This is a genomic window from Nocardioides alcanivorans (genome assembly GCF_021555175.1).
GTDB lineage: Bacteria > Actinomycetota > Actinomycetes > Propionibacteriales > Nocardioidaceae > Nocardioides > Nocardioides alcanivorans.
The window spans coordinates 224,609-247,920 of record NZ_JAKGRW010000019.1 but is presented as its reverse complement, the minus strand read 5'-3'; the positions used below and the strand labels follow the sequence as shown (position 1 = coordinate 247,920).

At 67.5% G+C, this 23,312-nt stretch carries 24 protein-coding genes and 1 pseudogene; 16 read left to right on the top strand and 9 right to left on the bottom strand.

Annotated features, from left to right (window positions below):
* Positions 1–16: 16 nt before the first annotated feature.
* Positions 17–1,915, bottom strand: a complete 1,899-nt coding sequence (gene typA / locus L1066_RS11575; protein WP_235736469.1) for a translational GTPase TypA — start codon at positions 1,913–1,915, stop codon at positions 17–19.
* A 452-nt stretch (positions 1,916–2,367) separates the two neighbouring features.
* On the opposite strand from typA, the gene L1066_RS11570 reads away from it, so the two are divergent.
* The 5 genes from L1066_RS11570 to L1066_RS11550 all read left to right on the top strand — a co-directional run bounded on the left by L1066_RS11570 (position 2,368) and on the right by L1066_RS11550 (position 8,057).
* Entirely contained in the window at positions 2,368–3,039 is a 672-nt protein-coding gene (locus L1066_RS11570) for a hypothetical protein (RefSeq protein WP_235736468.1), read from the top strand.
* A 54-nt stretch (positions 3,040–3,093) separates the two neighbouring features.
* On the top strand, positions 3,094–3,288 hold the full coding sequence (locus L1066_RS11565; protein WP_235736467.1) for a hypothetical protein: 195 nt from the start codon (positions 3,094–3,096) through the stop codon (positions 3,286–3,288).
* Positions 3,289–3,434: 146 nt separating this feature from the next.
* Complete coding sequence (locus tag L1066_RS11560; protein WP_235736466.1) at positions 3,435–3,953, top strand: HNH endonuclease signature motif containing protein; 519 nt, start codon at positions 3,435–3,437, stop codon at positions 3,951–3,953.
* 784 nt (positions 3,954–4,737) lie between these two features.
* On the top strand, positions 4,738–6,156 hold the full coding sequence (purB, locus tag L1066_RS11555; protein ID WP_235736465.1) for an adenylosuccinate lyase: 1,419 nt from the start codon (positions 4,738–4,740) through the stop codon (positions 6,154–6,156).
* A 110-nt stretch (positions 6,157–6,266) separates the two neighbouring features.
* Positions 6,267–8,057: a BCCT family transporter gene (locus L1066_RS11550; RefSeq protein ID WP_235736464.1), complete on the top strand. Its 1,791-nt coding sequence runs from the start codon at positions 6,267–6,269 to the stop codon at positions 8,055–8,057.
* Here L1066_RS11550 and L1066_RS11545 read toward each other — a convergent pair whose 3' ends face one another.
* The 5 genes and pseudogenes from L1066_RS11545 to L1066_RS26665 form a co-directional block, all read right to left on the bottom strand.
* Entirely contained in the window at positions 8,058–8,366 is a 309-nt protein-coding gene (locus L1066_RS11545; protein WP_235736463.1) for an antibiotic biosynthesis monooxygenase family protein, read from the bottom strand.
* Positions 8,367–8,476: 110 nt separating this feature from the next.
* Complete coding sequence (locus L1066_RS11540) at positions 8,477–9,271, bottom strand: SDR family NAD(P)-dependent oxidoreductase (RefSeq protein WP_235736462.1); 795 nt, start codon at positions 9,269–9,271, stop codon at positions 8,477–8,479.
* Positions 9,268–9,534, bottom strand: a complete 267-nt coding sequence (locus L1066_RS11535; RefSeq protein WP_235736461.1) for a hypothetical protein — start codon at positions 9,532–9,534, stop codon at positions 9,268–9,270. The genes L1066_RS11540 and L1066_RS11535 overlap by 4 nt, the downstream gene beginning before the upstream one ends.
* A 49-nt stretch (positions 9,535–9,583) precedes the next feature.
* Entirely contained in the window at positions 9,584–10,438 is an 855-nt protein-coding gene (locus L1066_RS11530) for a hypothetical protein (RefSeq protein WP_283095378.1), read from the bottom strand.
* 26 nt (positions 10,439–10,464) lie between these two features.
* Positions 10,465–10,722: pseudogene (locus L1066_RS26665) on the bottom strand (Rieske 2Fe-2S domain-containing protein); the annotation flags it as partial.
* Positions 10,723–10,911: 189 nt separating this feature from the next.
* On the opposite strand from L1066_RS26665, the gene L1066_RS11525 reads away from it, so the two are divergent.
* Together L1066_RS11525 and L1066_RS11520 are read left to right on the top strand one after the other, a co-directional pair.
* The gene (locus L1066_RS11525; RefSeq protein ID WP_235736460.1) at positions 10,912–11,544 is read left to right on the top strand and encodes a TetR/AcrR family transcriptional regulator; all 633 of its coding nucleotides are present in this window, start codon (positions 10,912–10,914) and stop codon (positions 11,542–11,544) included.
* A gap of 2 nt (positions 11,545–11,546) precedes the next feature.
* Positions 11,547–12,311, top strand: a complete 765-nt coding sequence (locus L1066_RS11520; protein WP_235736459.1) for an SDR family oxidoreductase — start codon at positions 11,547–11,549, stop codon at positions 12,309–12,311.
* Positions 12,312–12,387: 76 nt separating this feature from the next.
* Here the strand turns inward: L1066_RS11520 and L1066_RS11515 are convergent, their stop codons facing one another.
* On the bottom strand, positions 12,388–13,149 hold the full coding sequence (locus L1066_RS11515; protein WP_235736458.1) for an SDR family NAD(P)-dependent oxidoreductase: 762 nt from the start codon (positions 13,147–13,149) through the stop codon (positions 12,388–12,390).
* 199 nt (positions 13,150–13,348) lie between these two features.
* Between L1066_RS11515 and casG the strand changes: the two genes are divergently transcribed.
* The 8 genes from casG (at position 13,349) to L1066_RS11475 (ending at position 20,632) form a co-directional block, all read left to right on the top strand.
* Positions 13,349–15,004 carry a steroid-24-oyl-CoA synthetase gene (casG, locus tag L1066_RS11510; RefSeq protein ID WP_235736457.1) on the top strand — a complete coding sequence of 552 codons (1,656 nt, stop codon included), beginning with the start codon at positions 13,349–13,351 and terminating at the stop codon, positions 15,002–15,004.
* A 126-nt stretch (positions 15,005–15,130) separates the two neighbouring features.
* The gene (locus tag L1066_RS11505; RefSeq protein ID WP_235736456.1) at positions 15,131–16,072 is read left to right on the top strand and encodes an ABC transporter permease; all 942 of its coding nucleotides are present in this window, start codon (positions 15,131–15,133) and stop codon (positions 16,070–16,072) included.
* A complete protein-coding gene (locus tag L1066_RS26660) occupies positions 16,059–17,045 on the top strand; it encodes an ABC transporter permease (protein WP_235736455.1) in 987 nt (328 codons plus the stop codon). The genes L1066_RS11505 and L1066_RS26660 overlap by 14 nt, the downstream gene beginning before the upstream one ends.
* Positions 17,042–17,191 (top strand): hypothetical protein, encoded by a 150-nt coding sequence (locus tag L1066_RS11495; RefSeq protein WP_235736454.1) that lies wholly within the window; start codon positions 17,042–17,044, stop codon positions 17,189–17,191. The genes L1066_RS26660 and L1066_RS11495 overlap by 4 nt, the downstream gene beginning before the upstream one ends.
* Positions 17,188–18,219, top strand: a complete 1,032-nt coding sequence (locus L1066_RS11490; RefSeq protein WP_235736453.1) for an ABC transporter ATP-binding protein — start codon at positions 17,188–17,190, stop codon at positions 18,217–18,219. Before L1066_RS11495 ends, L1066_RS11490 begins: the two co-directional genes overlap by 4 nt.
* Positions 18,209–19,210 carry an ABC transporter ATP-binding protein gene (locus tag L1066_RS11485; RefSeq protein WP_235736452.1) on the top strand — a complete coding sequence of 334 codons (1,002 nt, stop codon included), beginning with the start codon at positions 18,209–18,211 and terminating at the stop codon, positions 19,208–19,210. The genes L1066_RS11490 and L1066_RS11485 overlap by 11 nt, the downstream gene beginning before the upstream one ends.
* A gap of 8 nt (positions 19,211–19,218) precedes the next feature.
* On the top strand, positions 19,219–19,506 hold the full coding sequence (locus L1066_RS11480; RefSeq protein ID WP_235736451.1) for a hypothetical protein: 288 nt from the start codon (positions 19,219–19,221) through the stop codon (positions 19,504–19,506).
* Positions 19,439–20,632 carry an amidase gene (locus L1066_RS11475; RefSeq protein WP_235736450.1) on the top strand — a complete coding sequence of 398 codons (1,194 nt, stop codon included), beginning with the start codon at positions 19,439–19,441 and terminating at the stop codon, positions 20,630–20,632. The genes L1066_RS11480 and L1066_RS11475 overlap by 68 nt, the downstream gene beginning before the upstream one ends.
* A gap of 15 nt (positions 20,633–20,647) precedes the next feature.
* Here the strand turns inward: L1066_RS11475 and L1066_RS11470 are convergent, their stop codons facing one another.
* Complete coding sequence (locus L1066_RS11470; protein WP_235736449.1) at positions 20,648–21,739, bottom strand: DUF1214 domain-containing protein; 1,092 nt, start codon at positions 21,737–21,739, stop codon at positions 20,648–20,650.
* Between the two features lie 232 nt (positions 21,740–21,971).
* Between L1066_RS11470 and L1066_RS11465 the strand changes: the two genes are divergently transcribed.
* Positions 21,972–22,700 carry a sulfite exporter TauE/SafE family protein gene (locus L1066_RS11465; protein WP_235736448.1) on the top strand — a complete coding sequence of 243 codons (729 nt, stop codon included), beginning with the start codon at positions 21,972–21,974 and terminating at the stop codon, positions 22,698–22,700.
* A gap of 1 nt (position 22,701) precedes the next feature.
* Here L1066_RS11465 and L1066_RS11460 read toward each other — a convergent pair whose 3' ends face one another.
* Entirely contained in the window at positions 22,702–23,280 is a 579-nt protein-coding gene (locus tag L1066_RS11460; protein ID WP_235736447.1) for a TetR/AcrR family transcriptional regulator, read from the bottom strand.
* Between the last annotated feature and the right edge of the window lie 32 nt (positions 23,281–23,312).

Sequence of the window (23,312 nt, the reverse complement as noted above, 5' to 3'; positions counted from 1 at the left end):
CGGCGTTCGGGCCAGGTCAGCCCTTGTTGGCCTTGCGAGCGCGGCTGGCGATCTTGGCGCGCTCGTTCTGGTCGAGGATGACCTTGCGGATGCGGACCATGTCGGGGGTGACCTCGACGCACTCGTCGTCGCGGCAGAACTCGAGGCACTGCTCCAGCGACAGCTTCTTCGGCGGGATCAACTTCTCGAAGTTGTCAGCCGTCGCGGACCGGATGTTGGTCTGCGCCTTCTCCTTGGTGATGTTGACGTCCATGTCGTCGGCGCGGGAGTTCTCGCCGACGATCATGCCCTCGTAGACCTCGGTGGTCGGGTCCACGAACATCACGCCGCGCTCCTGGAGCGAGGTCATGGCGTACGCCGTGGCCGCACCGGCGCGGTCGGCCACCAGCGAGCCGGAGGCACGCGAGCGGATCTCGCCTGTCCACGGCTCGTAGCTCTCGAAGACGTGCGCGGCCATGCCGGTGCCGCGGGTCTCGGTCAGGAAGTCGGTGCGGAAGCCGATGAGGCCGCGGGCGGGGACGACGAACTCCATGCGGACCCAGCCGGTGCCGTGGTTGGTCATCGACTCCATCCGGCCCTTGCGCAGTGCGAGGAGCTCGGTGATCGAGCCGAGGTATTCCTCGGGGGCGTCGATGGTCAGACGCTCCATCGGCTCGTGCAGCTTGCCGTTGATCTCCTTGGTGACCACCTGCGGCTTGCCGACCGTGAGCTCGAAGCCCTCACGGCGCATCTGCTCGACCAGGATGGCCAGCGCGAGCTCACCACGACCCTGGACCTCCCAGGCGTCAGGACGTTCGGTCGGGAGCACCCGGAGGCTCACGTTGCCGACGAGCTCGGCGTCGAGGCGGTCCTTGACGAGACGGGCAGTGACCTTTCCTCCCTTCACCCGGCCGACGAGCGGCGAGGTGTTGGTGCCGATGGTCATGGAGATGGCGGGCTCGTCGATCTGGATGAGCGGCAGCGCAACCGGGTTCTCCGGGTCGGCCAGGGTCTCGCCGATCATGATCTCGGGGATGCCGGCGATCGCGACGATGTCTCCGGGGCCTGCCTTCTGGCCGGGGACGCGGTCGAGGCCCTCGGTGACGAGGAGCTCGGTGATCTTGACGTTCTTGACGGTGCCGTCGGCCTTCATCCACGCGACCTGCTGGCCCTTGTTGAGCTCGCCCTCGTGCACACGCACCAGTGCGAGCCGGCCGAGGAACGGGGAGGCGTCAAGGTTGGTGACGTGGGCCTGCAGGGGTGCGTCGGGGAGGTACGTCGGCGCGGGGATGGTCTCGAGGATCGTCTGGAAGAGCGGCTCGAGGTTGGTGCCCTCGGGAAGCTGGCCGTTGTTGGGCTTCTCCGTCGAGGCGATGCCGGCCTTGCCCGAGGCATAGATGATCGGGAAGTCGAGGGCGTCGGCGCGGTGCGAGTCGTCGAGAAGGTCCATGAAGAGCTCGTAGGTCTCGTCGGTGACCTCGTCGATCCGGGCGTCGCCACGGTCGACCTTGTTGATCACGAGCACGACGGGCTTGCCGGCGTTGAGTGCCTTGCGCAGCACGAACCGGGTCTGCGGGAGCGGACCCTCGGACGCGTCGACGAGCAGCACGATGCCGTCCACCATCGAGAGACCGCGCTCGACCTCGCCACCGAAGTCGGCGTGGCCGGGGGTGTCGATGATGTTGATGGTCATGCCGCCCTCGGGGGCGTGCTGGCCGTTGTAGTGGATGGCCGTGTTCTTCGCGAGAATGGTGATGCCCTTCTCGCGCTCGAGGTCGCCGGAGTCCATCACACGCTCCGCCACACCTTCGGACTGGTGTTCGGTGAAGGCCCCGCCCTGGTGCAGCATGGCGTCGACCAGCGTCGTCTTGCCGTGGTCGACGTGCGCCACGATGGCGACATTGCGGAGATCGGAACGGGCGATGCGGTCGGTCATTCGGGTGCTTTCGATCGGGGCCGGCCCGTGATCACGAGCCGACTGATTCTACGTGCCCGCATGCTCGTGCTCCGAATTGAACTCTCTGGTTGGCAGCCCAGCCCCTCCACCCCCGTCCCTCGTCGCCCCCGCCGAGCCCCGTCGGAGGTCGAGCCTGTCGGGACCGGTTCGTTGGTCGAGCTTGTCGAGACCACCCCGCCGCCCACCCCCGGAGGTCGAGCCTGTCGAGACCATTTCGTTGAGTCGAGCCTGTCGAGACCACCTCGCCGCCCATCTCGGAGGTCGAGCTTGTCGAGACCCCTCGCCTCGCCCACCCCGTTGGTCGAGCTTGTCGACCCCGCCCCGTTGGTCGAGCTTGTCGAGACCTCGTCCCGGCAGCCCCGGTGGTGGTTGTCCACAGGTTGGGTTCGTGATCGTCGGGTTGTGTCGGAGCCAAATGTTGGACTGGTTCCATGATCGAAATCGACGCCCGCCACCAGCCGTACGAGGTCTCTGACCTCGATGGCGGGACCCTGCTCGGCTTCCTGGCCGAAGACCGGGTCGTCGAGTTGAAGGTGATCCGTAGGAAGCTGCGGTTGGCTTATCAGTGGGCGATCATGCACCCACCGTCGCCGGAGCACCCGAAGGCGGTGGTGGGTGACGAGACCCTGTTTCCCACCGACTGTGAAGACAGCCGATCTCGGGTGACGGCACCCCTGATGTCGCGTTGTTCGCGGTCGAGGAACTCGCCGCCTCGGCCGGGATCTCACGTAGCTGCCGGGTTCGCGTTGGTCGCCGACGCCCTCGACCTGGTCCACCGGCTGCCGCAGCTGTGGGCGAAGGTCGAAGCCCTGGAGGTTCCGGGGTGGAACGCCCGCCGCGTCGCCCTGCTCACGAGGAAACTGTCGTACGCCGCTGCACGGTGGTTCGACGACCACCTCGCCGCGACCGGCCTCACCGGGTGGCCGACGATCGAGAAGTGGTTGGCGATGGCGATCGCGAAGTTCCACCCCGAGCTGGTGAAGGACCCCAGCGCGGCGAAGGGGAAGGCTGATTGGGGAGTGTGGCTGCACCACCCCCAAGCCGGACACGAAGAAGGAGCCGGCGGTGATTGCTGGCACCTCCGAGCTGCAAGCCGTCGGTGACTCCTTGGACCTGACCCGATTCCTGGACCTGCTTATCTGCCGAGGCCGAAGCCGATGCGGAGCCTCGGAGACACCGACACCATCGACCAACGCCGTGCCAAAGCGATCGGACGGCTCACCGACGACACCGAACAACCCACCCTCGACTACACCGGCAACGCCACCAGCGCCGGCGACAGCAGCAGCACCGACAGCACCGGTATCGGTACCGATGCGGTATCGGCGGCTGCAGTGACGGCGCGGCGGTAGGCCGGTCGACGCTCCGCCCCGACCGGCACCTCGTCCGGCGCCTCGTCCGATGCTGCGGCAGCGGGTGGCGAGCCGGGGTCGGGGTGAAGCCGGGTCGGTTGGCGACGACACCGGGCCCGTTCGGACGCCGGCGTGGGTTGCGGGTGATGGCCCACGTCAACCTCGCCGACCTGTTCGCGTTGGGCCTCGACCCCCACGAGCTGGGCCTCGACGGCGACGGCATCACCTCCACCGACCGGCTCGGACAGATCCTCACCACCCAACTACGCGACTGGATCACCCGCCACGGTTCCCTTGCGACCATCACCCCGGTCGTCGACCTGAACCGGACCGATGCAGTGGATCGTCACGATCCACCCGAATGGATGGACACCCTCGTCCGACTCCGTGACCCACACTGCGTCTATCCCAACTGTGAACGCTCCAGCTGGGACGCCGACCTCGACCACATCGACCCCTACCAACCACCCGGTGAGGGTGGCCCACCCGGGCAAACCCGGCCAGAGAATCTGGCGCCGTTGTGTCGACGTCACCACCTGATGAAAACCCACGGTAGGTGGCGTTACCGACGGGCCAGGGACGGAACCTATATCTGGACCAGCCAGCACGGCAGGACCTGGCTGGTCACACCCCAAGGCACCCACGACACCACCGACACCCGCTGAGCATCACCGGTCACAAGCAGCGCCTGCCGAACAGCACCACAGCCCGATCCCCGGGAGAACACACGCTCTCCCGGGGCACAGGCACGCCACCAGCATGGGAGAGGTCTCGACAAGCTCGACCACCGGAGTACGGCTCGACCACCGGAGTACGGCTCGACCACCGGAGTACGGCTCGACCACCGGAGTACGGCTCGACCACCGGAGTACGGCTCGACCGGCGGCGTGCGGCTCGACCGGCGGCGTGCGGTCTCGACAAGCTCGACCGGCGGGGATGGCGTGGGTTCGAGAACAGGATCCCGGTGGTCGAGCCTGTCGAGACCAGCTCTGACCCGCGGGGAAAGGTCTCGACAAGCTCGACCAACGACGTACAGGTCGACCCAACAGGCGTACATGGTCTCGACAAGCTCGACCAACGGAGTACAGACCGACCAACGACGTACGGGCTCGAGCAACGGGGACGCGGGGGTGGGGTGGGACGTCCGGGGTTGCCGACGGAGCGTCAAGGGGCTTGGCCGCGGCGGGCGCCCACCCAACGCAACCCACACGAAGAGCCGTGCGCACGACGCGCCGCCCCAGCGAGGGAGGTTGCCCCGGACGGCACGGCCCGGGGCAGGGTCTCGACACCCCTGGATGGAGGGTCTCGACAGGCTCGACCAGCGGGGGCGGGGTCTCGACAGGCTCGACCAGCGGGGGCGGGGTCTCGACAAGCTCGACCAACGACGTTCTGTCTCGACGGGCCCGGGGGATTCGGAGGGGCGCGCGGGGCGTGGGAGAATCTGGACTCGTGACCGTCCCGAATGTGCTCGCCACCCGCTACGCCGCCGCTGACCTCGCCGCCATCTGGTCGCCCGAACACAAGATCGTGCTGGAGCGCCAGCTCTGGATCGCCGTGATGAAGGCGCAGAAGGACCTCGGCATCGAGATCCCCGACGGTGTCATCGAGGCCTACGAGACCGTCACCGACCAGGTCGACCTCGCCTCGATCGCGGCGCGTGAGCGCGTCACCCGCCACGACGTGAAGGCGCGCATCGAGGAGTTCTGCGCGCTGGCCGGGCACGAGCACATCCACAAGGGGATGACCTCGCGTGACCTCACCGAGAACGTCGAGCAGCTGCAGGTGCTCTCCAGCCTCGCGCTGATCCGCGACCGAGCGGTCGCCACCCTCGCCCGCCTGGCCCGGCTCGCGGCCGAGCACGAGGCAACGGTCATGGCTGGTCGCTCCCACAACGTGGCCGCCCAGGCCACCACCTTGGGCAAGCGCTTCGCGACCGTCGCCGACGAGATGCTGGTCGGTGTGCAGCGGGTCGAGGAGCTCATTGCCCGCTACCCGTTGCGGGGCATCAAGGGTCCCGTCGGCACCGCGCAGGACATGCTCGACCTGCTTGACGGGGACGGCACCAAGTTGTCCGACCTCGAGTCCCGGGTGGCCGCGCACCTCGGCTTCGACCACGTGTTCACCAGCGTCGGCCAGGTCTATCCGCGTTCGCTCGACTTCGACGCCCTCTCCGCCCTGGTGCAGCTGACGGCGGGGCCGTCGAACCTGGCCACCACCATCCGACTCATGGCCGGCATCGAGCTGGTCACCGAGGGCTTCAAGGAGGGTCAGGTCGGTTCGTCGGCGATGCCCCACAAGATGAACACCCGATCCTGTGAGCGGGTCAACGGCCTCGCCGTCATCACCCGTGGCTACCTGTCGATGGTCGGTGAGCTCGCGGGCGACCAGTGGAACGAGGGTGACGTCTCCTGCTCCGTCGTACGTCGGGTCGCGCTGCCCGATGCCTTCTTCGCCGTCGATGGTCTCTTCCAGACCTTCCTCACCGTCATCGACGAGTTCGGTGCGTTCCCGGCCGTCATCCAGCGCGAGCTCGACCGCTACCTGCCGTTCCTCGCCACCACGAAGGTGCTGATGAGCGCGGTGCGCAACGGCGTCGGCCGAGAAGCCGCGCACGAGGCGATCAAGGAAGCCGCTGTCGGCACCGCCTTGTCGATGCGCAAGGGGCAGGTGGAGAACGACGTGTTCGCCAAGCTCGCAGCTGACGAGCGCCTCGGCCTCACCCGCGACCAGATCGACGCCTTGGTGGCCGACCCGATCGAGTTCACCGGTGCCGCCGTCGACCAGGTGCGTGCCGTGGTGAATCGCGTCGAGATCCTCGTCGCGCGCCACCCGGAGGCTGCGGCGTACGCGCCGGGCGAGATCCTCTGACCCACGCGATTTCGTTGCATCCTGCCAGTGTGCGGCGGGTGCGGGTAGGGTCACTCGGGTTCTGTGACCCGCTCTCGTGAGGAGGAGGCGCAACTCCTGCGCCCACGAACGTGACTGAAAAAGAGCCCGACGAAACCAAACCGTCAGAATCGGCCAGCGACACCACGCTCGACGTGCCTGACCTGCACCCCGCCCTCGACTTCCCCACGGAGGTCGAACTGGCGCAGGACACCAGCAAGCTCGACAAGCTCGTCTTCGGTGTCACCGCCACGATTGCGGTCGGCTTCCTGATCTGGGGCTTCGTCAGCACCTCGACGCTCAGCACCGCCTCCGGCAACGCGCTGAGCTGGTCGATGGAGTACCTCGGCTGGTTCTTCGTGATCACCGCCTCCGGGTTCGTGGTGTTCGCCATCTGGCTCGCCATGGGCAAGTACGGCAACATCCCGCTCGGTCGCGATGACGACGAGCCGGAGTTCCGGACCTCGTCATGGATCGCGATGATGTTCTCCGCCGGCATGGGCATCGGTCTCATGTTCTACGGCGTGAGCGAGCCCCTCACCTTCTTCGCCGGTGACGCCACCAATCCCGACCTTCCTGCCGGCATCCCCGGAACGGACGGAGTCGGCGACGTCGAGCTCGCGCGCCAGGCGATGGCACAGACTCTCTTCCACTGGACGCTGCACCCGTGGGCGATCTATGCCGTCGTGGGTCTTGCCATCGCCTACGGTGTCTTCCGCAAGGGCCGCCTTCAGCTGATCAGCTCGGCCTTCGAGTCCCTGCTCGGCAGTCGCGTGCACGGCCCGATCGGCAAGGTCATCGACATGCTGGCGATCTTCGCCACGCTCTTCGGGTCGGCTGCCTCGCTCGGTCTCGGCGCCCTCCAGATCAAGGAGGGTGCGCAGATCATCGGCGCCGGCGGCGAGATCGGCAACGCGGCGTTGGTCGCCATCATCGCCTTCCTGACGATCTGCTTCATCGTCTCCGCTGTCTCGGGCGTCTCGCGCGGCATCCAGTACCTCTCCAACATCAACATGGTGCTGGCGCTGTTGCTGGCGGTCTTCGTCTTCGTGGTCGGCCCGACGATGTTCATCCTCAACATCTTGCCGAGCACGATGGCCGAATACGTCGGCCTCATGCCCGAGATGACCGGCCGGGTCAACGGTCAGGGCGCCTACACCGAGTCCTGGCTGACCTACTACACGGTCTTCTACTGGGCTTGGTGGATCTCGTGGACCCCCTTCGTGGGCATGTTCATCGCGCGGATCTCGCGGGGGCGCACGATCCGTCAGTTCGTCTCCGGCGTGCTGCTGGTGCCGAGCCTCGTCAGCCTGGTCTGGTTCGCGATCTTCGGCGGCGCTGCCATCAAGTTCGAGATGGACGGCAAGGGTGTCTTCGAGGGCGGCGCAGAGGCGCAGCTCTTCAACACCCTGGAGCAGTTGCCGCTCTCGACGATGGCCACTGTCTTGGTGATGATCCTCGTGGGCATCTTCTTCGTCTCAGGTGCTGACGCTGCCTCGATCGTCATGGGCTCGTTGTCGCAGCACGGCGCCCTCGAGCCCAAACGGGCACCGGTCATCTTCTGGGGCGTCGCCACCGGCGCCGTCGCAGCGGTGATGCTGCTGGTCGGGGGTGAGACCGCGCTCGACGGCCTGAAGAACATCACGATCGTGGCGGCGGTGCCGTTCGTGTTCGTGATGGTCGGTCTGTGCATCGCCTTGGTGCGGGATCTCTCCAAGGACCCGCTCGTGGTTCGGCGCACCTATGCCCGCGCAGCGGTGGAGGGTGCCGTGGTCACCGGTGTGACCGAGTACGGCGACGACTTCGTCATCGCCGTGACCGGGCAGGACGAACTGCCGACTGCCGAGCCCGGTCACTCGGAGGGGCCGCCTCCGGCGTCCTGATCAGGCGCGGGGGCGGACGTCGAGGACGACGTCGAACTCCAGCAACTCGGCCCCGGACGCGACGGGCTTGCCGTGCTCGCCGGAATGTGCGGCGCGCGCGGCCCCGTCGCGCCAGGCCGCGAAGGACTCCTCGTCCTCCCACTGGGTGACCACGAAGTAGCGGTCGTCGCCGGCGGTCGGGCGCAGCAGCTGGAAGCCGAGGAAGCCGGGAGACTCGTCGACGGTCCCGGCGCGAGCAGCGAAGCGCCGCTCGAGCTCGGCATGGGCCTGCGGGGGCACGTTGATGGCGTTGATCTTCACGACGGACATGCCGAGCAGCCTATCGGCCCGGTGGGGGAGAACGCGGTGAAACGACTGACGGGCGGGACCACCGAAGTGGTCCCGCCCGTCAGTCGTTGCTGAGGTTCAGAGGCTGGTGCTCACTTGTGCGGCACCATCATCCTCATGACCTTCTCGGTGCCGAGGACGAGCTTGGCCCGATCGGGGGTGGAGCGCATCTCGACCACCTTGGCGCCGGAGGCGATGACCTGGACCGGTCCGTCGGTGATGGCAGCGAGCGCCTCGCGGGCCGCGTCAGCAGGCTCGGTCACTGCGACGCCGGGGACGTCGAAGTTGAGGCCGGCACGCACCATGGCCGGCGTACGCGTGAGGCCGAGGACGAATTCGAGCACGTCCACGCCGTACTCCCGCAGCTCGGACCAGAGACCCTCGGCGAAGATCCGGCTGAAGGCCTTCACACCGCCGTAGATGCTCTCGGAGGTGCAGCCGACGTAGCCGGCCAGGGAACCGATGAGGATGATGCCGCCCCGGCCGCGTTCCTTCATCGGCCGCGCGTAGTGGTGCGTCAGCGCCAGCATCGCGGTGACGTTGAGGTCGATGACCCCTTGGAACCCGTCCAACTCGCCCTTGAGGAAAGGGCCGCCGTAGCTGTTGGCGCCGGCGTTGTAGATCAACATCCCGACCTCGACATCGGCGGTCGTGTCGGTGATCTGCTTGATCGCGGCGGGGTCGGTGAGGTCGGCCGAGACCGTGCGCACCTCGACGCCGTGGGTGCTGCGGACCTGCTCCGCGGTCTCCTCGAGGGGACCCGGCTTGCGGGCCACGAGGAGGAGGTTGAAACCGTCGGCCGCGAGCTGGTCGGCGAACTCGGCGCCGACCCCTTCGGAGCCGCCGGCGATGACGGCCCACGGGCCGTACTTGGCGAGATCGGTCACTGGTGTGCCTCCGGGTTGGTCTTCAGGGGGTCTTCGTCCTGGATCTCCAGGGCGCCACGCACCGCTGCCGCACGGACCGAGTCCTTCAGGGCGTGGCAGCCCAGGAACGCGTTGCGGTTGGGGCGCTCGTTGGGCGGGAGCTGCTGCTTGCGCTCGACGCACCTCTCCACCGCCTCGGCACTCCACTGCACGGTGGTCTGGTCCCAGCTGCTCTTGCGCGCCAGGACCTCCGCAGCGCACGTCAAGCAGGTGACGGGCCGCATGGGCCCGTCGTCGAGCCTGACGTCGGGACGAGGCTGGGGGTGGCGGGCATCAGCGCTTCGCTGCCCGGGCCGCCAGGTTCTCGGCGACCTCGGCGCGCCACGCCTCGTTGGGCCGAGTGGTGTCGATCTCGAACTCGAAGCGGTCGGTCATCTCATCGGTGACTTCTTCGACGTCGACGTAGAACTGCTGGTACCACCGGCGCAGCTGGTAGACCGGACCGTCCTCCTCGCAGAGGAGCGGGTTGTCGATTGGGGCCTTGTTGTTCCAGATCGCGACGTCCTGCTCGAAGCCGTACTTGATGAACTTGCCGGTCTTGACGGCCATCTCCTCGGCTTCTTCCTTGGTCACGCCGTCCTTCTGCTCCACGATGACGCCGTACATGAGCACGAAGTTGTTCTCGTCGATCGGGTAGTGGCAGTTGATGAGGATCGTGTCGACGTCCATGTCCTCGTAGTGGTACGTGACCTCGTCGATCATGAACGAAGGGCCGTGGTAGGCCGCGACGGACGTCGTGCCGAGGACGGCAGGGTTCTCCTTGGAGGGCTTGGCCGGGCGCACGTCCTCGCGGCCGTCGCCGTTCATGTACTGGTAGGCGCTCTGGCCCTCGAAGACGTTCTTGAAGTACGTCGGGAACGAGTAGTGGATGTAGAAGAAGTGCGCCATGTCGACGACGTTGTCGATGATCTCGCGGCAGTGCGAGCCCTCGATGGTGATCTGGGTCCAGTTCCAGTCGGTCCAGTTGTCGGCGGCGACCTGCGGAAGCCGCGGGATGGTGACGTCAGCGGGGGAGGGTTGCCCTGCGGGTCGTTCCAGACGAAGACCATGCCGTCCTGGATCATCGTCGGCCAGGCAGCGGTACGGGCACGCAGCGGGACACGGCGGGCGTAGGGGATGGACTTGCAACGGCCGTCGCCGCCCCAGCGCCAGTCGTGGAACGGGCAGGCGATCTCATTGCCCTTGACCGTGCCCTGCGACAGGTCACCGCCCATGTGGCGGCAGTAGGCGTCGAGCACGTTGACCTGGCCGTCCTCGCCGGCGAAGACCACGAGCTTCTGGCCGAAGGCGTTGATCTGGTGCGGCTTGCCGTCCGCCAGATCGCGCTCCAGGCCGATGCAGTGCCAGCCGCGGGCGAACCGCGTGGGAGCTGCATCCACCTCAATCTTGCGTACTGCAGTGTCCTCGGTCATGTCCACACCCTCCTGAACGCTTCTGCTGATTGAGTCCGAGTGTGGCCGCCACGGGCGTTTTGCGCGATGCAAGGTTCCCACTGAGTGGTAAGGCAAACTAAGTGCCGCACACGCGTGCGAAACACTGTTGAATGTTGTGAGCCGAGCCACACTCGCCGGCCTGTGGACTGATTGACGAGGGGCAGTGCCGTGCCGCGAATTGCGGAGCGCAGGGAGCCGGCTGAGCCGGTCTCGGCCGACCAGCAACTGCGCTATCGGCGCATTCTCCGGGCGGCCGCCCGGTTGGGGGCAGAACACGGCCACGAGCGGATGCAGATGAACGACGTGGCCAAGGAGGCCGGCGTCGCCATCGCCACGCTCTATCGTTACTTCCCGTCGAAGAACGACCTCTTCCTCGGCCTGATGCGCAGCCAGGTCCGCGTGCTCTCGCCCGCCACGGTCGCGGATGACGGGCTGCCGCCCTCGAAGGCGGTGGCCAAGACCCTGGTCTCCGCCACCAACGGGCTGCTCCAGGCGCCGCTCCTGGCTTCGGCGATGCTGCAGGCCAACAACGCTGCCCAGCACCAGTCCGGCAGCGAGGGCTCCGACGTCAGCAACGCGTTCCATCACCTCGTCCTGCGCTCGCTGGGGATCGACGATCCCACGCCCCAGGACCTGCGCATGGTGCGGCTGGTGGAGCAGGCCTGGTACGGCGCGCTCGTCTCGGTGCTCAACGACGTGATCACCTACGAGGAGTGCGTGGAGGACATCGACGTCATCTGTGAGCTGCTCCTCAGCCCCACCTATGACGAACCCCGTGATGCCGGGGACTGCAAGGAGTGAAGATGAGCCGCAAAGTTGCACTGACCGGGGTCGCTGCCGGGATCGGTGCTGCCACCGCCGAGTTGCTGCGTGCCCGTGGCGACGAGGTGATCGGTGTGGACATCAAGGACGCCGACGTCGTCGCCGACCTGGCCACCCGCGAGGGACGCCAGGCCGCGATCGACGGCGTCCTCGACCGTTGTGGTGGCGAGCTCGACGCCCTGCTCACCGTGGCGGGCGTCAGCCAAGCGGGGCCTCCGCAGGTGAGTGTCAACTACTTCGGCAGCGTCGAACTCGTCCAAGGACTGCGGCCGGCCCTTGCCGCAGCACGTGGCAAGGTCGGCCTGGTCGGCTCGATCTCCGGTACCCAGCCGGTCGACGACGCGATCGTCGCCGCCTGCCTTGCCCTCGATGAGCCCGCTGCGCTGCGAGCGGCAGCGGCGGTCGAGCGCCCCAACGTCATCTATCCCTCCACCAAGAGCGCCCTGGCGCAGTGGCTGCGCAGCGTTGCGCCCACCGCCGACTACGCCGGCGCCGGCATCCCGATCAACGCCATCGCTCCGGGCGTCATCCTGACGGGCATGTCGGCCCACCTCTTCGAGAATCCGGAGTGGAAGAAGATCATGGACGAGGCCGTCCCGATGCCCCTCAACGGCTACGCCGAACCGGAGGTCATCGGTCACTCCCTGCTGTGGCTGATCTCCCCTGAGAACACGCACATGACGGGCCAGGTCATCTACGTGGACGGTGGTGCCGAGGCCACCAACCGCTCCGCGTCCCACTTCTGACCCGCGAACCTTCACTCAGAACACACGAACCGGCAGAACTTTCTGCCGGTTCGTGTGATTTGCGTGCTGGGTCGCGTCAGCCGAAGTGGGCCTGACCGCCGTCGAGGGGGATGGTGGCACCGGTGAGGTAGCGCAGGTCGTCGCCGCAGAGGGCGACGACGGCGCGGCCGATGTCGGTCTCCGGGTCACCGATGTACTTCATCGGGATGGCGGCGACGAACTCCTCGGCCTCCTCCGGGTTCTTCTCGATCCACCACTTGAGGCCGGGGGAGAGCGCATGCGGGGCGATGCTGTTGACGCGGATGCCGTCCGGGGCCCACTCGACTGCGGCGGTGCGGCTCAACGAACGCAGGGCCGACTTGGCGGCCGCGTAGGCGCCGTAGTTGCTGAGGTCCCAGCGCACCATCGCCGAGGTGACCAGGTTGATGATCGAGCCGTTCCCCGACGCCTTGAGGTGGGGGTGCGCCGCCGTCATGAAGGCGAAGGAGGCGAAGGGGCCACTGACGAAACCCTTGGTGAAGGCGCGCTGGTCGTTGCTCAGCAGCGGTCCCAACGTCCCGCTGTAGGCATTGTTGACGAGAATGTCGAGGCGTCCCATGGTGTCGGCGACCCGGTCGACCAGTGCCGGGATGGCCTCGGTGTCCATCACGTCGGCGGCGAAGGTCTCGGCACGTACGCCGCGAGCCCGCAGCAGTTCGGCAGTCTCCACCAGCTTGGATTCGGTGCGACCGACAACGGCCACGTCCACGCCCTCGGTTGCCAGTGCCAGGGCAATACCTTGACCCACACCCTGGCCGGCGCCGGTCACCAACGCGACCTTGCCCTTGAGTCCGCTCATCGCATCTCCTGCTCGTCTTGCTGAAGTCCCCGTCGGTCGGGAGTACGGCGCCCATCGTGCTGTGGAGACCACGGTCGGACCGCGCCGTTCCCAGTGATCGGGAACACCCGCCGTCTCGGCGTGAGCGGCCCCACATACTCAATGGTCGCGGCGCTTGGGGAGCGCCCTCTTTTGTGTTGCATCTCGAGTGGAGGACCTGATGAGCCAGACCGATCCCATGCTTGCTGCCCAGCAGATCATTGCCGGGCTCACCGGACCCGGTGGGCAGTGGGAGCTGGAACCGGCGGAGGTGCTCGGGGTTGAGATCCCGGTCTACAAGAACCGGTTCCGCGCGATGCACGAGGTGGTCGCCAAGTCCCAGGAGTGGGGCGACGACCCCTACATCATCTCGCTCGAGGCGACGATGACCTTCTCGGAGCACCTGCGCCGCGTCTCCTCGATTGCCCAGTCGCTGCGCGAGGACCACGGCGTCGTCAAGGGTGACCGGGTCGCCATCGCCTCCGCGAACAACGCAGAGTGGATCCAGCTCTTCTGGGCGATCACGTCCGTCGGCGGCATCGTCGTCGGCTACAACGCCTGGTGGTCTCCCCGCGAGCTGGAGTACGGCTTCGAGCACGCCGCCCCCAAGCTGATCTTCGCCGACGCGAAGCGCCGTGCCGCCTACGCGCAGCTCGACACCGTCGACGTGCCGGTCCTCGACATCGAGGCAGACGTCGAGAAGATGGCCGTCGCCCACCCCGAAGCGCCGCTGCCGAGCGCCGACGTGGCCGAGGACGACCCGGCGGTCATCCTCTACACCTCGGGCACTTCCGGCCGCCCGAAGGGTGCTGTGCACTCGCACCGCAACGTCGCTGCGGTCATCGAGTACCACAGCTACAACGACGCGCTCGCGGCTGCTTTCGGTGACCCGGTCGACGCCCGCCAGAAGTCCTACCTGCTCGCCATGCCGCTCTTCCACGTCGGCAGCCTGCACAACCTCGCGGCACCGCGGCTCGCGACGGGCAGTCGGGTCGCACTCCACTTGGGGGCGTTCGACGTCGCGAAGATCTACGAGCTCATCGAGAAGGCGCGCGTCACCCACTGGGGCGCCGTGCCCACGATGGGCAATCGACTGCTGCAGTTCGAGAACGCGGCCGATTACGACACCTCCTCGCTCTACGCGTTCTCGCTCGCCTCCGCGCCCTCGTCCGCAGAGTTCAAGCAGCGCCTTCGCGAGGGCCTGCCCTTCGGCTCGGCGCTCGTCGACTCCTATGGCATGACCGAGACCTGCACGGCCATCTGCGTGGCCACGCCGCCGGACCTCGCTGAGGCGCCGGGCTCGCTGGGCCGGCCCATCATCGGGGTGTCGATGGAGATCCGCGACGTCAACGGCGAGGTCTTGCCCGCCGGCGAGGAAGGTGAGATCTACACCCGGTCCGTCTACGCCATGCTCGGCTACTGGAACAACTCCGAGGCGACCGCTGCGGCGTTCACCGAAGACCGCTGGCTGCGCACCGGTGACCTGGGCACGCTGGACGAGAACGGCCGACTGCGTCTGTCGAGCCGCCGTTCCGACCTGATCATCCGCGGTGGCGAGAACGTCTACCCCGCCGAGGTCGAGGGTGTCCTCAGCGAGCACGCCTCGGTCTCCGAGTGCGTCGTGCTCGGTGTTCCGCACAGCGACCTGGGGCAGGAGGTCGGTGCGATCGTCGTCGCCGCTCCCGGCGCGGATCGCGCCGACCTCGAGCAGGTGCTGCGTGGCCACGCAGCGGAGAACCTGGCCCACTACAAGGTGCCCACGCACTGGAAGGTCGTGGACGCGCCGTTGCCCCGCAATGCCACCGGCAAGGTCATCCGCACCGCCGTCAGCATCTGACCGCAGTCGTCGCTCTCCGGCACCCCCTGGCCGAAAAGTGATCCCCGTCCTACTACCAGTGAGTGGGACGGGTCACATTCGAGGCCATGAACCGATGGGAAATTCACTCCTGTGTTGCGCCAATTCATGAAGCGAGTCCTGGAACTCCTGGCAGTCCTGCTGCTGGTGAGCTTCGGCGTCTCGTGGATCCTCTCCCGTACCCCGGGCGGTGACCCTGCGGTCGCGGTGCTCGGTGAAGGTCGTACTCCCGAGGAGTACGCCGCCCTGCGTGACGAGATGGGTCTCAACGATCCGTTCCTCACGCGCTACTTCGACTGGTTGGGCGGGGTGCTCCAGGGCGACCTCGGCAACTCGTTGACACCCCCGGTGATGCCGGTGTGGGACCGCCTCGTCGCAGCGATCCCGGTCAGCCTCGAGCTGGCCGGCCTGGGTCTGCTGATGGCGTTGGTCTTCGCCGTGCCGCTGGCGATGTGGGCGGCCTACAACGAGGGCGGTCGTATCGACCGCACGATCGGAGCCGTGACCTTCGGACTGCTGTCGCTGCCCTCCTTCCTCGTCGGCCTGATCCTGATCTCGGTGGCGGTGAACTCGCTCGGCTGGTTCCCCCGCAACGGCTGGGTGCGGATCACCGACGACTTCGCAGGCAACCTCTCCCATGTGTTCCTGCCGGCCTTGACCATCGCCCTCATGGAGCTGGCGATGTTCACCAGGATCTTGCGCAACGACCTCGTCACCACCCTCCACGAGGACTACATCCTCGCGGCCCGGGCGAAGGGCATGCCGCCGGTGCGGATCATGATCAGCGACGCCCTGCGGCCGTCGTCCTTCTCGCTGGTGACCATCCTCGGTCTGAGCCTCGGTCGCCTGATCGGCTCGACCGTGATCGTCGAATACCTCTTCGCCCTTCCCGGCATGGGCGGCCTCATCATCCAGGCCGCCAACCAGAAGAACCTGCCGATGGTCCAAGGAGCCGTGCTGTTGGTCGCGACGGTCTATGTGATCAGCAGCGCACTGATCGACCTCTCCTATGGCTATCTCGACCCAAGGACCCGCCGTGCCCGAGCCTGACCTGAACCCGAACAGCGATCCCGCTGACGTGCCCGTGGACGCCGCCACTCCGGCGGTCGACACCGCGGCCGCGCTGGTCGACACCCCCGACGAACCGGTGATCGACTCCGCCGCCGAACGCAAGAAGCTGCTCGTCGTCGGAGCCCCGATGCTCGTCGTCGGTCTGGCCCTCGCGGTCTTCGGTGCGACCACGCCGCTGCTGGTCACCATCGTCAAGGTGGTGCTCCTCGTCGCTGGCCTCCTGATGGCGGTCAACGGCCTGGGCAAGGTGGCCGAAGGCATCCGTGGTCGCAGCGTCGACGTGGTGTTCTACCTGGGCATGGCGTGGCTGGTGATCCTGCTGGTCGTCGCCGCGCTGGCGCCGCTGCTTCCTTTGGGCAACCACAACGACGCCACGAAGGGTCTCTACTCGCCGGCGTTCGCCAGCCCCGACCTCGGCTCCGAGTATCCGCTGGGCACCAACGTCAACGGTCTCGACATCCTGGCCCGAACCATCTACGGCGCGCGTACGTCGCTCATCATCGCGATCTTCGCGATCCTGATCGGAACCGTCATCGGCGGCACGATCGGCATGGTCAGCGGCTACCTGCGTGGTGCCACCGACTGGGTCACCGGCATCTTGACCAACGCACTGCTCGCGGTGCCGCCGCTGGTGCTGCTCGTGGCCATCGGCACCGTGCTCGAGCCCAACCTGCGCAACATCTCGATCGCGCTGTCGCTGCTCACGATCCCGAGCATGGTGCGCATCGCCCGGGCCAACACGATCACCTTCGCGCAGCGTGAGTTCGTGTTGGCGGCTGAGGCGATCGGAGCGACCCGGATGCGGTTGCTCCGCCGTGAGCTGCTCCCGAACGTGGTGCTGCCCGTCGCCTCCATGGGCGTGGTCATGGTGTCGATGCTGATCGTCGCCGAGGCTTCCTCTCGTTCCTGGGCCTCGGCATCAAGCCGCCGGAGCCGACCTGGGGCAACATGATCGCGGAAGGCGAGGGCGGCCGCATGGAGGACTACCCCTTCATCGTCATCGTCCCGGGCATCTGCCTCTTCCTGACCGTCTTCTCCTTCAACCTGCTGGGCGAGAAGGTCCAGAGCCGTTGGGACCCGAGGAGTGCCAAGCTGTGAGCACTGAATCCAAGACCCCGATCGTTGTCGTCGACAACCTCAGGACGGTCTTCCACACCGCACGTGGCGACGTACGCGCCGTCGACGGCGTCTCGTTCACCCTCAAGCCGGGGGAGACCCTGGGCCTGGTGGGCGAGTCGGGCTCCGGCAAGTCCGTCCTGGGCCGCACGGTCATGGGGCTGATCTCCAATGACGCCCGCACCACCGTCTCCGGCAAGGTCGTGCTCGACGGCGTCGACGTCCACTCGGTGAAGGGCAAGGAGCGCCGCAAGCTCTGGGGTCCGCGAGTCGCCATGGTCTTCCAGGACCCGATGACCTCGCTCAACCCGGTGAAGCGGATCGGCACGCACATCACCGAGGCGCTGCGCTACCACCTCAACGTCAATCGCAAGGACGCCGAGGAACGCGCCATCGAGCTGCTGAAGCAGGTGGGCATCCCGGAGCCGAAGCGCCGGATGACGCAGTATCCCCACGAGATGTCGGGCGGTATGCGTCAGCGTGTCGTCATCGCCATGGCGCTCGCCTGCGACCCCAAGGTGCTGATCGCCGACGAGCCGACGACCGCGCTCGACGTGACGGTGCAGAAGCAGATCCTGGACCTCATCGGGTCGCTGACGACCGAACGTGACATGGCCACGTTGCTGGTCAGCCACGACCTCGGAGCCATCGCCGGTCGGACCGACCGGGTCCAGGTCATGTATGCCGGACGCACGGCCGAGCAGGGCCTCACCCGCGAGGTCTTCGGCGCGCCTGCCCACCCCTACACCGATGCGTTGCTGGCCTCGATCCCGCAGATCGAGAACGCTCCGCACAGCACCCTCCGTACCATCGAGGGCAACCCGCCCGACATGGCAAACCCGCCTGCCGGCTGCCGCTTCGCACCGCGTTGCAGCTTCGCCGAAGCCGATTGCACCAGCGTGCTGCCCGTGCTTGAGCCGATGCCCGGCACTGATCATTCAGCCGCGTGCATCCACCCGCTCCAAGCAGGCGCAGTCCGAGAAGGAAGTGAGCCCGTCCATGGCCGGTAGTGGCACCGCGCACCTGCGCGCAGACCAAGAACGAGCACTGTCCGTCGAGAACCTCGTTGTCGAGTTCCCGGTGACCGGCGGCACCGTGCACGCTGTCTCCGACCTGAGCATCGACCTGATCCCGGGCGAGACGTTGGGCATCCTGGGCGAGTCCGGCTGCGGCAAGTCCAGCGCCGGACGTGCGCTCATGCAGCTCCCCGCGCCCACCTCGGGCCGGGTCGTGCTGGGCGACACGGACCTGACGACCCTCAAGAAGAACGACATGCGTCGGGCCCGCGCCAAGATGCAGATGATCATGCAGGACCCGGTGTCGGCGCTGAACCCGCGTCGCAAGGTCAAGGATCTGGTGGCCGAGGGCCTGGAGATCTGGGGCTTCGAGGGCGACGACAAGGCGAAGTTCGTCGACGAACTGCTCGCCTCGGTGGGGCTCGACCCCGAGGTCGTCCGTGATCGTCGCCCGCACGAGATGTCCGGTGGCCAGTGCCAGCGTGTCTGCATCGCGCGGTCGCTGGCACTCGACCCCGACGTGCTCATCTGTGACGAGCCGGTCTCCAGCCTCGACGTGTCGGTCCAGGCGCAGGTGCTGAACCTGCTCGAGGTGACCCGCGAGCGCTACAGCCTGAGCATGATCTTCATCGCCCACGACGTCGCCGTGGTGAAGAACATCAGCGACCGGGTGCTGGTGATGTATCTGGGCAAGACCTGCGAGGTCATTCCGACCGACGACATGCAGCACACGGCCCTGCACCCCTACACCCGGCTGCTGCTGGAGTCGGTGCCGCGCGCGGACGACGCCCAGAAGGCGGCGCAGAAGGCGCTTGACCACGGCCCGACCAAGGCGGTCGAGCTGCCTTCTCCGCTCAACCCGCCGAGCGGCTGCCGCTTCCGCACCCGGTGCCCGTTGGCAACCGACCGGTGCGCGGCGGAGGAGCCGGAGCTGCGTGAGATGCGGCCGGGTCAGTTCGTCGCTTGTCACAACGTCGCACCCTGAGGAGCGGTATGACCCAGCCCCTGGACGCCATCGGCACTGCGCAGGCGATCCGCCGCGGCGAGGTCAGCGCCCGTGAGGTCGTGGAGCAGGCGATCGCCGGCTTCGAGAAGCATGCCGACCTCAACCTGCTGACCGCCACTCGCTACGAGGAGGCGCTCGCGGACGTCGATGCCGGACTCCCGGTGGGACCACTCACCGGGAGTCCCGACGGTCGTCAAGGACCTTGGCATGAACGTCGCAGGGCTGCCGACGACCCGTGGCAGCGCGCTGTGGAGGGACGACGTCCAGGTCGCTGACAGCGAGTTGGTCGCACGCTACAAGCGGGCCGGCATGGTCGTGCTCGGCATGAGCAACAGCCCGGAGCTGGGCAAGAACGCCAGCACCGAGCCACTGCTCCACGGACCGACGCGCAACCCGTGGAACCCGACGTACTCCCCGGGCGGCTCCAGCGGTGGCTCGGCCGCGGCCGTGGCTGCCGGCATCGTCCCGGTCGCGCACGGCAATGACGGGGGCGGATCGATCCGGATCCCCGCCTCGATGTGCGGACTCTTCGGCCTGAAGCCGAGTCGAGGCCGAATCTCTGCGGCTCCCTCGACGTCGGTGCTCTCCTCGCCGATGTCGATCAACCACGTGCTCACGCGCTCCGTGCGCGACAGTGCCTTGCTCCTCGACGAGACCAGCGCGGTGACTCCCGGAGACCTGATCGGTGCACCGGGCGTCGCCGGCACCTTCACCGAGCAGATGCAGCGCGACCCGGGACGGCTCCGGATCGGTCTGGTCACGACGCGTGCCGACGGCGAGGCCGTCGATCCGGAGTGCGTGCAGGCGGTTCGCGAGGCGGCAGCGCTCTGCGAGGAGCTGGGACACGTCGTCACGGAGCTCGACTGGACCTATGACGCCGCCGAGCACATGTCTGGCTTCGGTCCGGGCATGGGGGTCGGCCTCGTCTCGCAGGTCGACCAGCGACTGGCCGAGCTCGGTCGCGAGCTGCGCGACGACGACCTCGAGCCATTCACCCGCTTCATGTATGAGCACTACAAGGGCTCGATCTCCGCGGTCGACTTCTACCGCGCTCTCAACACCCTTCAGAAGGTGTCGTGGGACGTTGGGCGCATGTATGCCGGTGTCGACCTGTTGCTGCTGCCGACGATGGCCGTCAAGGTCCCCGAGCTCGGATATCTCGACACAAGCAACCTCGAGGTGATCTGGACGCGCACCGGTGCCTTCTCGTCGTTGACGGGCATCTTCAACACCACCGGCCAGCCGGCCGTGTCGATCCCGTGGACCACCGACTCCCACGGGCTGCCGCTGGGGATCCAGTTCGCCGGCGTCATCGGCGACGAGGGCCTGCTGCTCTCGTTGTCGCGTTGCTTCGAGGAGGCCCGCCCGTGGCCGCTCCTGGCTCCGGGTTACGGCAGCTGAGCGAACCCCGAAGGGTCAGCGAGTGACCACTCGGCAGGCGACCTCCGGCAGCTCGCCCTCGAGGCGAGCGAAGCGGAAGGCGACCAGGCCCTGTCGGTGGCCCATCGTGCGCAGCCAGGTGGTGTGCGGAAGTCCGGGATCCTCCTCGCCCACGGCGAGCCGGATGACGCCGTCGGGCCCGGGCACGGTGCTGAAGCTGGAGGCGAACACCTCGTGGCCGAAACGCCACTCCATCGACTCCATCCAGAAGTTCATCGGGACCAGGCTCCAGTAGCTGTCGGCCGGGGGCGCCGGGAACTCGATCAGCAAGCATGAGCGGGGATCGGGGAGGTCGTAGGAACCGTCGAGGTAGCGGTGTCCCGCGGGGGTGTAGATGTCTCCGCTGTCCGCCATCGGGGTGATGGTGTTGGGCTTGGCAGCCATGACCTTCTCGGTCCAGTCCGCCCACATCTCCAGGTTGGTCAGCGCGAACGCACCGGCGAGACGGAGACGGGAGGACAGATCCTCCGCCGTCAGGGCGGGTGGGACGATGTCTGCACCGATTCGTTGGATGCGCAGCGGGGCGGGGCGGTCGGTCAACGGATCGCGCAGGTAGCGACGCACTGACAGGTTGGACGTGTCCGGCGCCAGGTGGAGGTGGTTGGTGCCGCCCTGCCCGCGGCCCAGGCTGAGGCGGAAGTTCCCGTCCGCGTCCGTGTCGATCTCGGCTTCCGTCAGGTGCGCGATCAGCCGCCGCGGGGTGTTGTTTCGTCCCGACAGGTCGCCGGAGTAGATGCCGAGCTCGATCAGCTCGACGCCGTGCAGGTTCCCGGTCACGACGTACTCGTGGTCAGCGCTGAGGGGAGCGGTGTCGTACAGCTGGCCGGGGCTGTCGCCTGCGTACTTGCGGACGCCGTCGCGACTGGCGGAGTAGAAGGCCGGGAACCGGGGATCGCTGTGCTCGACGAACCTGTCGAGCCCGATGCCGAGGTAGCGCAGGAACAGCCGGTGCCCCTCTGCCACGTCGATGGGGTCGAGGTGGGGCGCCTTGGCGCCGATCGCCTCGGAGGCCTCGGTGAGCCGTCGGGCGTAATCGGCGAAGGCCTCGGTGAGGACTGAGGCGGTCATGAGTGGTGGACTCCTGGTGAAGTGGGCGGACCTCGACGTGACGTGCGCACGCTAGGGATGAGTCGCGAGGGCGCGGATGTGTGATCCCGGCCACCGGAAGGGCGGCCGTTTGCGGAGACACGTCCTCGGCGGCGTCCTTCCTGTCTCGGTCACCGGACGCGATTTGGCGAGAGGGCACGTCTATCGGTCTGATAGGGCCTGACTGGAGAACGGCGAGAACGGTGGGGTGCGAGTGGAGATCATCGGCCTGCTCGCGCTCGGTGCACTTGTCTTCCTGCTCGCTTCGGTGGCACAGGCTGTGACCGGCTTCGGCTCGGCGCTCGTCTCGGTGCCCTTGCTCATCCCCGTCGTCGGCCCGGTGCAGGCCGTGGTTGCGGGTGTGCTGGTGAGTACGGCGCTATGCGCCCACGCCTGCGTCAAGGAGCGCGGCGAGATCGACCTGGGCCTGGTGAAGCGGACGTCCGCGGCAGCGATCCTGGGGCTGCCGCTCGGGCTGGTGCTGTTGACTGTGCTGCCGGAGGTCCAGCTCTCGTTACTGGTGGCCGGGGTCGTCGTCGTCTGCGCGCTCGCGCTGGCGCTCGTGAAGCTGCCGCCGGTGGGTCGTCTCGGCCAGGCTGCCGGTGGGTTCATCAGTGGGACCCTGACGACCTCCACCGGGCTCAACGGGCCGCCGCTGGTGATCACCTACCAGGCTGCTGGGCTGGAGCCACGGCGCTTCCGGGCCACGCTGCAGGCCTCGTTCCTGGTGCAGGACGTCTTCGCCATCGTCGGCTTCGTCCTGGTCGCCAAGATCGATGCCACTGCCTGCTTCATCGCATTGGGCGGTCTCGCCGGTGTCCCCGCCGGATGGGCGATCGGCGACAGGGTCTTCCGTGGCCTCAACCCCGAGACCTTCCGCCGCCTGGTCCTCGCCGGCCTCGTGGCCACGGCCGCCGGCTCGGTCGCCACCACCATCCACTGAGTCACCTCTCGGCGAGATAGCCGTGCAGGAAGAGGCGGATCATCTGCGCCGCGAACTCCTCGCGCGTGTGCTGCTCGCGGACGGGCCAGTGGCTGCTGGCCCAGAGGGCGTCGCGGACCGCGCGGTAGAAGGTCTCGGCCGGTACGTCGTCCCGGAACGTGCCGTCGGCGACCCCGTCCTCGATGGCGCTCAGCCAGTATTCGCGCACGCCGCGTGACGACTCGTCGACCGCGGTGAGCAGTCCGCGCGCGCGCAGGTAGTTGCGGTCCTGCTGGTAGATGGCCGTGGGGCGCGGATGGTCCTCGATGACGGCGAGGGTCGCCCCCATGAAGCCCTCGACCGCCTCCCGCGGGCTACCGGCGGCAGCCGATGCCGCGGCGAAACGCCCGTGGATGTCGGCCAGGTAGTCGGCCATGAGCTCGGCGACGATCGCGTCCTTCGACTTGAACCAGTGGTAGAGGCTCCCCGAGTGCACCCCGGCACGGTCGCCGATCTCGCGCACGGTGGTGGCGGCAATTCCCTTCTCTGCGAAGAGGTCGGCTGCGACCTCGAGGATCGCGTCGCGGCGGTCATGCCCCATCAGGTGTCCTTCCGTGCCCGATCCCATCGGAT

What these genes read in the sequence shown, in the direction of transcription:
- L1066_RS11460 (WP_235736447.1), bottom strand. Translation starts at nt 23,280, where the DNA reads ATGGGGCATGACCGCCGCGACGCGATCCTCGAGGTCGCAGCCGACCTC.
- casG (WP_235736457.1), top strand. Translation starts at nt 13,349, where the DNA reads ATGAGCCAGACCGATCCCATGCTTGCTGCCCAGCAGATCATTGCCGGG.
- L1066_RS11480 (WP_235736451.1), top strand. Translation starts at nt 19,219, where the DNA reads ATGACCCAGCCCCTGGACGCCATCGGCACTGCGCAGGCGATCCGCCGC.
- L1066_RS11545 (WP_235736463.1), bottom strand. Translation starts at nt 8,366, where the DNA reads ATGTCCGTCGTGAAGATCAACGCCATCAACGTGCCCCCGCAGGCCCAT.
- L1066_RS11565 (WP_235736467.1), top strand. Translation starts at nt 3,094, where the DNA reads ATGCGGAGCCTCGGAGACACCGACACCATCGACCAACGCCGTGCCAAA.
- L1066_RS11515 (WP_235736458.1), bottom strand. Translation starts at nt 13,149, where the DNA reads ATGAGCGGACTCAAGGGCAAGGTCGCGTTGGTGACCGGCGCCGGCCAG.
- L1066_RS11495 (WP_235736454.1), top strand. Translation starts at nt 17,042, where the DNA reads ATGATCGCGGAAGGCGAGGGCGGCCGCATGGAGGACTACCCCTTCATC.
- L1066_RS11535 (WP_235736461.1), bottom strand. Translation starts at nt 9,534, where the DNA reads ATGCGGCCCGTCACCTGCTTGACGTGCGCTGCGGAGGTCCTGGCGCGC.
- L1066_RS11560 (WP_235736466.1), top strand. Translation starts at nt 3,435, where the DNA reads ATGGCCCACGTCAACCTCGCCGACCTGTTCGCGTTGGGCCTCGACCCC.
- typA (WP_235736469.1), bottom strand. Translation starts at nt 1,915, where the DNA reads ATGACCGACCGCATCGCCCGTTCCGATCTCCGCAATGTCGCCATCGTG.
- L1066_RS11520 (WP_235736459.1), top strand. Translation starts at nt 11,547, where the DNA reads ATGAGCCGCAAAGTTGCACTGACCGGGGTCGCTGCCGGGATCGGTGCT.
- L1066_RS11485 (WP_235736452.1), top strand. Translation starts at nt 18,209, where the DNA reads ATGGCCGGTAGTGGCACCGCGCACCTGCGCGCAGACCAAGAACGAGCA.
- L1066_RS11470 (WP_235736449.1), bottom strand. Translation starts at nt 21,739, where the DNA reads ATGACCGCCTCAGTCCTCACCGAGGCCTTCGCCGATTACGCCCGACGG.
- L1066_RS11505 (WP_235736456.1), top strand. Translation starts at nt 15,131, where the DNA reads ATGAAGCGAGTCCTGGAACTCCTGGCAGTCCTGCTGCTGGTGAGCTTC.
- L1066_RS11570 (WP_235736468.1), top strand. Translation starts at nt 2,368, where the DNA reads ATGATCGAAATCGACGCCCGCCACCAGCCGTACGAGGTCTCTGACCTC.
- L1066_RS11475 (WP_235736450.1), top strand. Translation starts at nt 19,439, where the DNA reads ATGAACGTCGCAGGGCTGCCGACGACCCGTGGCAGCGCGCTGTGGAGG.